Annotated in this window: 14 protein-coding genes and 1 tRNA gene; 1 reads left to right on the top strand and 14 read right to left on the bottom strand. The window is 59.3% G+C overall.

Annotation, left to right across the window (positions count from 1 at the left end; genetic code table 11):
• Positions 1–259: 259 nt before the first annotated feature.
• The 10 genes from VB734_RS02480 to VB734_RS02435 all read right to left on the bottom strand — a co-directional run bounded on the left by VB734_RS02480 (position 260) and on the right by VB734_RS02435 (position 9,039).
• On the bottom strand, positions 260–1,006 hold the full coding sequence (locus VB734_RS02480) for a phycobilisome rod-core linker polypeptide (RefSeq protein WP_323204986.1): 747 nt from the start codon (positions 1,004–1,006) through the stop codon (positions 260–262).
• A 75-nt stretch (positions 1,007–1,081) separates the two neighbouring features.
• Positions 1,082–2,608: a phycobilisome rod-core linker polypeptide gene (locus tag VB734_RS02475; protein WP_323242899.1), complete on the bottom strand. Its 1,527-nt coding sequence runs from the start codon at positions 2,606–2,608 to the stop codon at positions 1,082–1,084.
• Between the two features lie 60 nt (positions 2,609–2,668).
• On the bottom strand, positions 2,669–3,544 hold the full coding sequence (locus tag VB734_RS02470) for a phycobilisome linker polypeptide (protein WP_323242898.1): 876 nt from the start codon (positions 3,542–3,544) through the stop codon (positions 2,669–2,671).
• A 179-nt stretch (positions 3,545–3,723) separates the two neighbouring features.
• Positions 3,724–4,923 (bottom strand): ferrochelatase, encoded by a 1,200-nt coding sequence (hemH, locus tag VB734_RS02465; protein ID WP_323242897.1) that lies wholly within the window; start codon positions 4,921–4,923, stop codon positions 3,724–3,726.
• A gap of 18 nt (positions 4,924–4,941) precedes the next feature.
• Complete coding sequence (locus VB734_RS02460; RefSeq protein WP_323242914.1) at positions 4,942–5,595, bottom strand: pentapeptide repeat-containing protein; 654 nt, start codon at positions 5,593–5,595, stop codon at positions 4,942–4,944.
• Between the two features lie 141 nt (positions 5,596–5,736).
• Positions 5,737–6,336 (bottom strand): phycobilisome polypeptide, encoded by a 600-nt coding sequence (locus VB734_RS02455; protein WP_323242896.1) that lies wholly within the window; start codon positions 6,334–6,336, stop codon positions 5,737–5,739.
• Positions 6,337–6,358: 22 nt separating this feature from the next.
• Positions 6,359–6,826: a hypothetical protein gene (locus tag VB734_RS02450; protein ID WP_323242895.1), complete on the bottom strand. Its 468-nt coding sequence runs from the start codon at positions 6,824–6,826 to the stop codon at positions 6,359–6,361.
• 129 nt (positions 6,827–6,955) lie between these two features.
• Positions 6,956–7,720, bottom strand: coding sequence for a phycobilisome rod-core linker polypeptide (locus tag VB734_RS02445; RefSeq protein ID WP_323242894.1), 765 nt, complete (start codon positions 7,718–7,720; stop codon positions 6,956–6,958).
• Between the two features lie 263 nt (positions 7,721–7,983).
• Complete coding sequence (cpcA, locus tag VB734_RS02440) at positions 7,984–8,472, bottom strand: phycocyanin subunit alpha (RefSeq protein WP_323204993.1); 489 nt, start codon at positions 8,470–8,472, stop codon at positions 7,984–7,986.
• 48 nt (positions 8,473–8,520) lie between these two features.
• The gene (locus VB734_RS02435; protein WP_323204994.1) at positions 8,521–9,039 is read right to left on the bottom strand and encodes a phycocyanin subunit beta; all 519 of its coding nucleotides are present in this window, start codon (positions 9,037–9,039) and stop codon (positions 8,521–8,523) included.
• Between the two features lie 1,072 nt (positions 9,040–10,111).
• Between VB734_RS02435 and VB734_RS02430 the strand changes: the two genes are divergently transcribed.
• Complete coding sequence (locus VB734_RS02430; RefSeq protein WP_323242893.1) at positions 10,112–10,540, top strand: hypothetical protein; 429 nt, start codon at positions 10,112–10,114, stop codon at positions 10,538–10,540.
• A gap of 33 nt (positions 10,541–10,573) precedes the next feature.
• On the opposite strand, the gene VB734_RS02425 is transcribed toward VB734_RS02430, so the two are convergent.
• From VB734_RS02425 to VB734_RS02410, 4 genes are all read right to left on the bottom strand, one after another.
• Entirely contained in the window at positions 10,574–11,167 is a 594-nt protein-coding gene (locus tag VB734_RS02425) for a chromophore lyase CpcT/CpeT (RefSeq protein ID WP_323242892.1), read from the bottom strand.
• Positions 11,168–11,177: 10 nt separating this feature from the next.
• On the bottom strand, positions 11,178–11,411 hold the full coding sequence (locus VB734_RS02420; protein ID WP_323242891.1) for a hypothetical protein: 234 nt from the start codon (positions 11,409–11,411) through the stop codon (positions 11,178–11,180).
• Positions 11,412–11,442: 31 nt separating this feature from the next.
• A tRNA-Phe gene (locus VB734_RS02415) sits at positions 11,443–11,515 on the bottom strand.
• Positions 11,516–11,545: 30 nt separating this feature from the next.
• Positions 11,546–11,809: ComF family protein (locus VB734_RS02410; protein ID WP_323242890.1), on the bottom strand; the 264-nt coding region annotated here is incomplete at its 5' end.

The raw sequence follows: 11,809 nt of genomic DNA, 5'->3' as shown, positions 1-11,809 counted from the left end.
AATCTGGCTCCATCCGTTTTTGCTGGATTGGTACGTCCGGCCTGAACCATGGTCACGAGACTATGGATCATCATGTCAATGGCAGAGCCCTGGTGCGAGGCGTATCGCTGGGCGGGGGCTTGTTGGCGGCTCACCTGTTGCTCCATGACCACAAGAAGGGAATGACGGGGAAAAGAGTAGGGATGCTGACCGGCGTCGAAACGGGATGTTGTAACCCCTAAACAGCCAGTCACCATCTTATCGAGAGGGGTCAGCGTGATCAGCTATTTGTAACGGAAAGTATCGCGGCTCCCCTGCGTTGGAGGCTTTGCAGGGTCGCCGTCAGGCTGCTGTACGGCACGGTGGAGACCTGCGCGGCACGTCGGTTCAAACCGGTCGGAGAGGCGGTGGTCCAGGAGATGCGATAGCGACGGTCGTTACGGCTGGAGCTACCGCCCCGGCCTCCTCGGCTGATGACGCGAGGGGCCTCTCCGGTGGCAAGGCTGACTTGAAGCTTGGGGGCGGAGGTTCCATCAAAGGATGCACGGCCACCCTGCAGCTTGAGGGAACGCACATAGTTGAGGTTGCTCTCGCCAGTCAGGGTTGTGGTGGTGCGCCAGTGGGGAACCGTGTCGAAGCCAAAGGCCTCCACATACTCTGGGGAGTAGACGTAACTGGAAATTTCTGCCTCATAGCCTTCGGCCGCTAGCCGCTGGACATGTTCGCTGACTTCCGCTTGATCCCTCGGAGCGCGTCCGAGAAGATGCTTGAAGTTAAGCTCAACGAAACGATAGGGTCCATTCTTGTCCAGAAAGAGTCGACGATAGGTATCAGAACAAGCAAGGGCCGAGACCAGACCCTGGACAGTGAAGTCGCCCTGGAGAAAGAGGCTCTCTGCAGTGGCAACTCGCTCTTCTTCCATCAGATGGGCATTGCCGAAGACCTGGTGGTATGCCGATCGGAGTACTGACTGTACGTGGGCAAAGTCTTGGACTGAGCTGGTTTTCTGGGTGGCAGTCTCTGGCATGGCGAAAGAAAATTGTGTTGAAGACGGGAGAAAAAGAAATGGGTTGGAGGCGGCGCGTCGGGTGTGCCGAGGATCTCAGGCCACTTCGGTAATCGAGACGATCCGGCCGCCGCGTCGATGGATGTAGCCGAGCTGAGTGGTCATGTCTTTACCGGAGACCAGATAACTGGCATTGGGCGTGCGCTGACGCCCGCCGGCCGGTTGGGCATTGACAACGATCCTGTAGCGCTTGGTGGTGGGATCGACCGAACCACTGAAGACGCTCGAGCGATTGATGCGCACGGTTGTGGTGCTCCAGCCGGCAGGTAGCGCTTTGGCAGCCAGTGAATTCACCAGGGTCGAAGAAGCTTGAATGCTGTCGCTGCTCGAATAGCCCTGAACCAGAGAGAGGTGGCGGTTGAAGCCGATCTGATCGCGCCCATTCTCCGTCTGGATACGGGGGAAGGGCACCGCGTCTTCACCGAAGAATGTCTGATATTCGGTGCTATCGACGTAGCTGCTGACTTCAGCTTCATACCCGTCCACGGCCAAACGGCGGATGTGCTCACTCACTTCCGCTTGGGAGTTGGGGGCGCGGCCGAGCAGGTGCTTGAAGTTGAGCTCCACGAAGCGGTAGGGCGCGTTGCTTTCAAAGAAGCGGCGGCGGTATTCCGGGGAGCAGGCGATCGCCCTGATGAACTCGCGCGTGCTCAGGTAGCCCTCGATGAACTTGCTTTCCGAAGTGAGCACCCGCTCGCTTTCCATCAGGTGGGGATTGCCCATCACCTGCCGGTAGGCGGCACGGATCAGAGCCTGAAGCTGATCGGCCGTGTCTCCAGGACTGCGCTGGAACACTTCCTGACTGCGCTGGCCAAGCCCGAATCCCACATAGAGGTCTCCACGGAGACGGGAGGAATCTCCACCATCGCTGGTGGTTCGTCGGACAGGGACAAATGCTCCTTGTTTTGCTCCGGAGAACGCAGCCCCAGTTCCGGCTTGGGACCGGTAAACCTGAACCGGAACACGGATGTTCAGGGGTTGACTCTTGGCGAGGCTGTAGAGCAACTGGCTCCGGGAGCCGATTGCGCTGTCACTGCCCGCGAAATTCTGCTCAAGGGCGGCAATTCGGTTGAAGGAGGCTTGGGGTGCTCCGGCAGGGCTGTTCCAAGCGCAGATATGGGGGGCTGTGTGCTCGCCAAACGAATTTGTGTACTCATCGGAATCGATCAGAGCGTCGATGTCCGCTTCAAATCCCTCGCTGGCGATCATCGCCACATGGGTGCTGACCTCCGCTTCGTCCACGGGCGGGCGACCCAGGATGTGTTTGATCGCGAGTTCTACGCTCCGGTGAGGGGCGACGACTTCGTAGAAACGTGAACGATAGAAAGGGGATTTTGCCAGCAGTCGAACGAATTCGCGAACGGAGATCGAGCCGTTGCGAAGCCGGGATTCGGCTGAGCCCAAACGCTCGCTCTCCATGGGCATGGTGTTGCCGAAAACATGCCGGTAGCAAGCGCTGATTGTGAGATTGAGGCTGGTTTCATCGGCGCCGGGCTTGTACGAAATAGGCTCATCGAGAAGGGGCGTTGCTCCGAAGCTCAGGGCTGCAGACTGGGAAGTCATGGTGGGAGTTGGTAAGGGAAGGCTGAAGGATGCTGCTGTGATTTCTTCGTTCTGAGTTGGCTAGTTAGGAGTTATGCTGGCGATGACCCCGCCCTCGCGGTGAATTTGCTTGTAAATATCCGACAGCTTGTTGAAGGGTACAAAATACGTACGATTCGACTTCTTGTATCGAGAAATGGGCCGAATCGTATTGGCGCGATAGGAGGTTACCTCGACTCGGAAGATGCGACCTTCCTCCCCGGCGCCTACGCCCAGTCGAGTCTGGGCGTCCTGCAGATTGGCCGATGGCCGGAAGCTCCATCCCTGGGCTTCGATGGAAGAGGGTGGCACTACGGGAATGGCCCGGTTCAGATAGGCATTGCCCCCCAGTCGTGCAGACTTGCCTGAGAGATTGCCTTTGAGGCTGCTGCTGCTGGCCCCTCGTAGGAGCTGGAAGCTCCAGGTGAACTCCTGCAGGGTCTTGCAACTTTCCGTTTTCCAGCCTCTGTGATAGGGGACTGTCCATTCACCAAATGTGTCCTGATAATCCTCCGAATCGATGAAGCTGTCGATATCGGCTTCATAGCCCTTGCTGTCCAGATTCTCGGCGTGGGCACGCATCTCATCGAAGGATGATGGAGCCCGTCCGAGCAGGTGCCGGAAGGTAAGTTCGATGTAGCGGTAGCGCGGGCAGGAATCGAAAAAGCGGCTTCGGTAAAGATCGCTTTTGGCAATGCTGCGGATGAACTCACGAAGGCTGAGCTCTCCAAGTTTGAACTGGGATTCAGCGACCAACTGGCGCTCACTCTCCATCACATAGGCGTTGCCAAGCACCTGGCGGTAGACGGCGACAATCAGTTGATCTTTCTTCTCGCTTGAATCTCCAGGAAACAGCTCTAGAGGAGGTTGGCTGTCAAATCTCTCTACACCCAGGAGCGAGGCGGGGCCAAAGGACATGAGAAAGGAGGCCTGTAGAAACCGAGCCATTTTGAAATGCCGGGAACTCGAACCTGTGGAAGGCTTAACAAAGCTCAATCACATAGGGGGATGATTCATCGCGGCCCATCGTTTCCCTCCTGTCCTGTGGGAGCAGGAACGATGAAATGTAGTATACGTTGAAATGAAGTAACTGTTCTTCACAGTAGGCCAAAGCTGTGGAGCGGTCCCCGGCCGCTCCACAGCTCCAGCAGGATGGCGGAGAAGCCCAACATGGCCAGGCGCCCGTTCCAGGCCTCGGAGTTGCTGTTCCATCCCCAGTCCCACTGCCGCTGTGGGTAGAGCTTCACCTTGATCGGCAGCGCTGCGGCCTGGTCGAGAGTCAATTCCGGCCCCGCCAGGGCTCGCTGCACCAGATCTGCAAGGGCTCGGATGAAAGCCGGGGTGGTGTCGAGAGCCCGGACGCGCTGAAAGTTGTTGATTCCGGCTTTGCTGGCAATCTCCCGGTACTCGATGTCGATTTCCTCGAGGGTCTCGATGTGTTCGCTCACAAAGCTGATGGGAACCACCACCAGGTTCTCCACATGGGCTGCGCCTAGCTCTCGCAGGGCCTCGTCGGTGTATGGCCTCAGCCACTCAACCGGGCCGACCCGGCTCTGGTAGGCCAGGGTGTGGGGGTTGGGGTGGCCCAGCTCGCGCTCCAGCCTTTCCATGATCAGCTGAGCACAGGCCTCGATTTCCCTCTGGTAGGGATCACCCGCCTCCTCCACATAACTCACGGGAACGCCGTGGGCACTGAAGAAAACTTGGGCGCTGGAAGGGTCAGGGCAGGCCTGGATTTCCTTGCCGATCAACTCGGCCATGGCTCCCACGTAGCCGGCATCGTTGTAGTAACTGCGAATGCATCGGATCGGCAGTTTCGCGAAGTCCGGGTCGGACTGCCGCAGGCGTTGCAGCTCACGGAAGCTGGATCCGCTGGTGCTAATCGAAAAGTGAGGGTAGAGCGGCAGGACCACCACCTCCTCCACCTGATCGGCTTTGAGGTTCGCCACGGCCGATTCTGTGAACGGATGCCAGTAGCGCATGGCCACGTAGGTTGTGACCTGGATCCCACGGGCCCGGAGCTCACTCTGCAGCTCAAGGGCCTGTTGTTCGGTGATCCGGCGCAGGGGGGAACCGCCTCCGATGGAGCGGTAGGCGGCTATGGATTTGCCGCTGCGTAGCGTGCTGATCAGGCAGGCCAGGGGTTTCTGCAGCAGTGGGATCGGTAGCCGGATGATCTCTGGATCGGAGAACAGGTTGTAAAGGAACGGGGCAACGTCCTGGATGCGCTCGGGTCCTCCGAGGTTCAGCAGCACCACCCCAACCCGGGTGCTTTCAGTGGTGGGGTCATGGTCCATGGGTACGGGAGAGGAATTTCAGACCTTCAGGCTGTCGCGGGTGGCCCGGCGTGTCAGCGGATTCCAGCAGTCAAGTTCGCGGAACGGCCTGCTCAGGAGGGCCTCACGAATCAGCTCAAGATTGGTAGCCCCTGTGAAGTCTGCACCACGGATGGATTCAGCCGTGGAGAGATCTGCATCGACCAGGACAGCCGAGCGAAAATCTGCGAAATCCAGTTGGCAACCAGAGAACCTTACTCCTTCGCAGAGGGCGCTCCGCAGCACAGCATGTCGTAGATCAGCTCCTGCCAATCGCGCGCCTCTGAGGCACGCACCACTGAGATCAGCCCCGCTGAGATAGGCACCCATCAATATGGCCCCACTTAAGTCCATGCCTGCGAGATCGGCACTATTGAGGAAACTGCCACTTAACCTTGCATGAGGTCCCACGGCCCCTGAGCTGCGGAAGTCGAAATCTTCCGGCCATCTGGTCGCACTGTCGTAACGCGCCAGGCGAAGATCGGTACCATCGAGTTGGCAATCACTCAAATCGGCTCCTCTCAGATCCACTCGGCAAAGGCGTGCTTCTGAGAGATCGGAATCGCCAAGATGGAGCCCAGCCCAATCAGCGCCACGGGCGTCGCAGGCAGGGCCGATGGGATGGCCTGAGGGTGTGAGGGATTCTGGTGGCACCCAGGTCGCAAGTGCAGGGCTGGTTTGCACGGGGTCTCAGGTCCGATAAGGGAAAGGAACTGTCTGCCCATCCAAGATACCTTGCCGAAAATCACCGGGTACCGCTCCGATAGCAGTGCTTGACCTTGCAGAAACAAAACATCATGGGGCAGGTCCCTCTGCCATGGCTGTCTTGTTGGAAAACTGATTCATCATGACTTCTAGATGACGCATGGAGGCGTCAAGCCGCCACACATCCTTTCCTCCACCTATCGATGAATAGAGAGCAACTGCTGTTTCGCGTAGATAGCTCAAGGCTCGGGCCATGCTGTCGATGGGAACGGCCAATTCTCTGTACAGCTCTGCCATACCAACCACACCAGGGGGGTGGGTGAATACCGTTCGGTCTGCTGCTGCGGCGTAAACAGCGATGCGAAGGAAATGCCAGCAGTCGCGCCAGCAGGCCTCGGCGCGGCTTTCTGGATACAAGGCACCACCTGGCTTGACTAGCTGAGGATCCTCCAACAGCATTTTTTGCTTGACGGCTGTCACCAGGGTTGAGGCTTGCTCCTGAATTGAAAACAGGGGTTCCGAATCAATGGAAGAAAACTGGCAGATGGTCTGGAGTTCCGTTTCACTCAAGGGCCTGCCTTCGTTATCAGCGCTCTGGATGATGGAACGGAGGTGGATGGGTAGGGTGGTGTCAAAGGCCAGGCCAAGAATCCGTGCCTTGGCGATCATGTGTTGCAGATGCGTATCCATTTGTTCCAAACTCAGCAGATGATCATTCAGATGGATCGGCAGAGAGGCTGGCCAACACCTCTTTACCCAACCCCGATGAGAGTACTGGGGACGCTACCAGATGCCCATGTCTTTCGTAGTACAAGGCCCAGATGGCTTCACCGGCAATGCCTGGGCAATGATGGATGACGGCCTCTGCCAATGAGGCCTCCAACCCTAGGGATTTCAGGAGCTGAAGGAGCTCTTCCTGACTACTGACTAAGACGTGCCGTATCGCTGAACCCACCACCCAGGTCAACGACGTTGCCTCTATGGGATCACTGGAACTTGTCGTCGCCAATAGAAGGTTGGCTTGAGTGTCATCTGCTTGGTCGTATGAGGCGTTCCACAGATCAATCGTTGCATGGTCAAGATTCAGGCGAAGATCTGGTTGGGAATTGTCAACCAAGACATTTTCTTGCCCTTGGCAAGATTTCAGCAAGGAAAGGAGCTGTTGAAAGGAGTTTTCCATGTTGCTCTCCGTTGGTTCGGCCACTGTATAAGTTTCACCTGGCGCTTCTTTATAGGCCGCACCTTGGACTGGCTGCTCCCTTTATCGCCATGAACCCCCGGTCATCGGAAGCCTTTCCAGGGAGAGTAATCAGCCTCCGCCAGCTGTGCTGAGCATGATGATGGCGATCCAGATCACCAAGCCTGTTAGCGCGAAGCCACCGGCCGTCACGGTGTTCTGCCAGAGCTTGCGAGCCCAGGGAGCCGGTGCGTTCACCAGCCAGGCGGGTCGTGGGGCGATCATGGCGTTTTGCCACATGTCCGCTTTCGCGGGTGCCCTCATGGCGGTGATATCCCGCCAGTAGGTGCTGTATCGGGGGGCCTGCTGGTTGAACGGCATCGTCCCCACGGACTTGCCGGGAAGCACACGGGAGCGCTGAAAGGGCACCGTGTCGTAGCCGAAGGCCTGCAGATACTCCTCGGAATCCAGAAGGATATCCACCAAGGCAGGCAGACCCTGCTGAGCGATCAGGATGGAGTAGGCGATCTTCTCCCTTTCGCCATTGACGGGCCTCCCCAGCACCCTGCCGATAAGCTGCTCGACGATTCGGTAATTGCTGTTGCAGCGGTAAAAGTCACTTCGAAATTTACCAGAGAGCAGTAGGCCACGAACAAAGTCCCGGATTGTAATCTGCCCAGCACGTAGCTGTGATTCCAGCATCGGATCCCGGTCGACCTTGAAGGCATGGAAAAAGATCTGTCGGTAGGCCTGATCAATCTGGATGTCGAGATCCCGCTGGTCACCCGAGCGCTTGGTGACTCTGGACGTTCGGCTGCACCCCTCGCTGTCTACTGCGAAGCTGTTGACTCTGGCATTCATGGTGAGGGGGCTGATCTGAAGCAGGGGCAATACCATTAAATCCATGTGAGCTTTGAGCTATTGTCCATCACCCCTCCTGCGCCACAGCCATTTAATTGGGCGACTTACAGAAAACTTCATGGGCAGGTATTCTCGCCTGCAGGCAACTTGCATTGATGCACCCGCATCCAGCCCGAACTGACCTCCTGCCCTGCAGGGTGACGATCATGACAGCAAAAAGGGGCTCCCAGAGGAGCCCCTGATTCGGGCTGTTGCCATGTGCTACGGCCGTCAGTGATGCGGAGGGCGGAAGTGATACCTCAGATCAGAGCGTTGATGGCGTAGTCAATGTAGTTGTTGGCCTCGGTTGCCTGTTCGCCACTCAAGCCGTGGTTGGCCTTGATGTAGCCAAGAGCTTCAACGTACCAGGATGGGGACAGTTCAAACGTCCGGTTGATTTCGTCAATCCCCGCGATCAGATACTCGTCCATCGGACCAGTTCCACCAGCCACGAGACAGTAGGTTACCATGCGCAGATAGTACCCGATGTCACGGGCACACTTGTCTTTGCCTCGTTGGTCGGCAGCATAGGTCGCCCCCTGCATCTGGGTTGTGTAGGGGAACTTGCTGTAGACGGCCTGGGCGGCGCCGTTCACCAAGGAATCGGCTTTGGCCGTCAAGCCTTTGGCCGCTTCCAAGGCAGCTTTGGCCCGGGTGAATCGCCCGAAGGCCGCATTGATTTCCGTGTTGCTGAGGAATCGTCCTTGAGAATCGGCTGCTGATACGGCCTCGGTGAGCGGGGTCTTCATGAGATCCAGGTTGGGTGGAAGGAAGGGTGTAAGAAAAATGAGAGAGTTTTAGGCTACCGAGGCTGCGGCGCGATCAAAGTAGGTGCCGATTTCAGATATCAGTGCAGAGCAGTCTCCGGAGGTGATGCCGCTGCGATCGTTCGCGATGGCAATGGCAGCATCCTTCATTTTCCGCACGCCTTCAGCCACAGATGCTCCAGGTGTGCCAAGGGCTTGATAGGTTTCCCGCAGGCCATTGAGGCACCGATCTTCAAGAACGGATGCGTCTCCGTTGAAGACGGAGTAAGTGATGTAGCGGAGGATGATCTCCATGTCGCGCAGGCACGCTGCCATGCGGCGGCTGGTGTAAGCGTTGCCGCCTGGGGCGATTAGCGAAGGTTGCTGAGCGAAGAGATCACGGGCCGCATTGGCAACGATCTTGGACGCGTTGGATGTGATCCGGTTGACCGCGTCCATGCGCTTGTTGCTGTCAGCGACGACTGACGCCAAGGCGTCGATCTGACCGGCGTTGAGGAATTCGCCGCGGGCATCCGCTTGGGCAACGACTTTAGTGAAGGCGTCGAACATTGAATTTGCTCCGGTTCTCGACGTTCGAAGTCGGGAGTTGGGTGGGGTAAGGGGTCGAAGGCTCAGACCTGACAGGGCATGCCTAGAAGGTCTTGGAGCTTCTTCGGTCAATCGGTAAGAACCTGGCTGGGACCGGGCTCTATCCCGAAGACCACACCATTGTTGCCTCCCCCCCCCCGCACAGGATGGGGGGGCTTAACAAACGGTCATTCCCTGTTCAACCCCTTGGCCGCAGTTGCTTTACCCCCTACGCCAGCAGCGGTTGGTTTGCAGGTCCAGTCTTGAGGGTGGTAGAGCCAGATCCAGGCCATCGGATCAGGCCCAAGGGGGCGGCCAAGGTTGGCCTTCAGAGCGAATCTTCTGACTGTCGGCGAGAATGCCGTGGGCCATGAATACATCCCTTGGTCCTGGCCCTGCCCCTGGAAATGCCGGATTTCGTGAGGTGGGCGGTGCCGCAACGAGTCCATCTTTGACCAGCTCCACCGCGAGAGAATCGTCCATGTTGTCCATGCCGTTCATCCTCAGGAGCCCCTGGCGAGCACGGTTGATTCGTCTGTCTCGGGCCGTTGGGTCAGCTTTCCTGTGAATCCTCAGGCTGGTCTGATCCTCGGCTGCCGCTGTCGATGCAGCAAATTATTTTGGCTTCTTGACCTTCCCGTTGGAGGGCCGTGGGGCAATCGAGGATGTTGGCCTTCTTCTGAGGTCTGCGTCCCAACGGTTGTTTGGCGTTGAGCTTGATCAGTCCGTCGTACTTGCGGGGTGCGAAACGTCAGGAGACCTCCGCTGGGGCATTGGCGCTGGGAGACTGGGACGGGGACTATGGAGCTCTACTAGTGGGTCTAGGAGTTTGGCTACTGCCGCGAAACTCGCCAGACTGAGATGCTCCTTCCACAGACAACGATGTGGAACTGATTTAGAGCTTGTGGCTCTCCCAAAAACTGTTGCCGGAATCATACCAGCAACATTACAGCGTGGCTCCAGGCCCATGGCCCCTTCCCGTCAAAGTGCGCAGGCATGCCCCTGGCGGACTGGCACCACACCGATACCATCCGGCCATCATCCCGGTGCCGTCATGACTGCTGTTGTGCCCCTGTCCGAGGACGCCTCCCTGCGGTTGGCCGACCAGCTGCAGGTCCTCTCCCAGGTTGCCGAAGCGCTCACCTACCGCCTGCTGGAGCTTGAGGAACGGCTGGAGGGCCAGGACGAGCGGATCGGCGAACGGTTGCAGCAGGCCGCCGGCCTGGAGGCGGCCCATGGTGTGGCCATGGATCAGCGGCTGGGTGACACCGAAGAGCGACTGGCCAGGATCGAAGCGGCGCTTCGGGGGCTGGATCGCAGCGGGGGGTCCCGCCATCTGCAGGCGGTGCAGCCGCCGGCGCTGCAGCAGGAGCTGCCGGGCTCCTTGAGCGAGGAGGCAAGCTTCGATCTGGGCCCCGAGGACACTGACCCTTTCCTCGACGAGGAAGAGCAGCCCTTCATGGACGAACTGATCGCCGGCTGAGCGGGCCCCGGGACGTCTCCCTGGCCAGGGCCGTCAGTTCTCCAACCAGGAGGGGGGGATGTCGCCCTGGTAGTCGTGGGTGCGCTCGAATTCAAACGGACCGGCCAACGATCCCCACAGCTGCTCATGGGTGGCCGGATCGTGGCCCCGGTCGATGGTGCGCATGCCACGGGGGTCGATCTCGAAGCTGCTCACCAGGTAGGCCATGCTGCCCTTGCGCTCCACGAGGCAGCGACAACCGGGTTCCACCTCGCCGGTGAAGCCTTCGCCCACCTCCTTCACCACGTAGGTGCAGCCTTCAAGGGGAAGCAGATCAGCGGCCTCGATCGACTGGCGTCGTCCTTCGTCTTCGATGGCGCCCCAGAAACGCTGCTCGTCGCGCAGGGCCTGGTTGTGGATGATCATCTGGCCGTCGCGCTGTTCGGCCCGGAGCACCCGGATCCGGTAGGGGGCGCCTGGGGTGATGGCGTAGGTCTGTTCAAGCAGCAAAGAGCCCGGGGCCAGCTGGGGCAGCGGCCGGAACTTCACCAGGATGTGGGCGTAGAGGGGTGGATTGTCGAAGGCCTGGGCCTGGTTGCTGAAGCCAGCGCTCAGCTGCTGGATGAGGCGGGCAAGGGAGCTGCTCATGGGGCGAAACCTAGAGGTCCAGCAGGCGGATCCGGAAGGCCCCCACCTGGCGGGCCGTGGCTGGATCGTCCTGGGCGAAGGGGTGGTCGGCCACGGTGCCGAGAATGGCCTCAAGCTTTTCCGCGGCCGACAGACCGTGGGACGGATCCCGCTGGCTGTGGGCCTGCCAGGCTTCATCGAAGGCCTGGGCGAAGCTGTCGGCGTTGTTGAAGATCTGGCTGGAGGCTGAAGGCGGCTGGGGCATGGTGATGGTCTGCAGCACAGTCCGCACGCAATGCCAGGACCCAGATTTGAACTGGGGACACGGCGATTTTCAGTCGCCTGCTCTACCAACTGAGCTATCCCGGCCCGTCGCAGAAGCGACGATGTGATCTTAGATCACGGCCCGCTGCGGGATCGGCCCGGGTGGGTGCGGGCCAGGCAGACCATGCCCACCACCGGCCAGCCGACCGTTTCCAGGGCCAGGGCGGCGCTGCACCCTGTGGCTCCGCTGGTCAGGATGTCGTCGACGATCAGCACCGGCCGTCCCGTGGCCTCGCCAGGGCGGGGTCCGCGGCGGCAGCGGAAGGCGCCCTCCTGGTTGGCCAGGCGCATGGTCCGTCGCAGGTGATGCTGGCCGAGCACCGGCCGCGACCGTTCCAG

The sequence above is a fragment of the Synechococcus sp. BA-124 BA4 genome (assembly GCF_034931165.1).
Note: the sequence above shows the minus strand (reverse complement) of the source record. Positions and strands in the feature narration are given on the sequence as shown.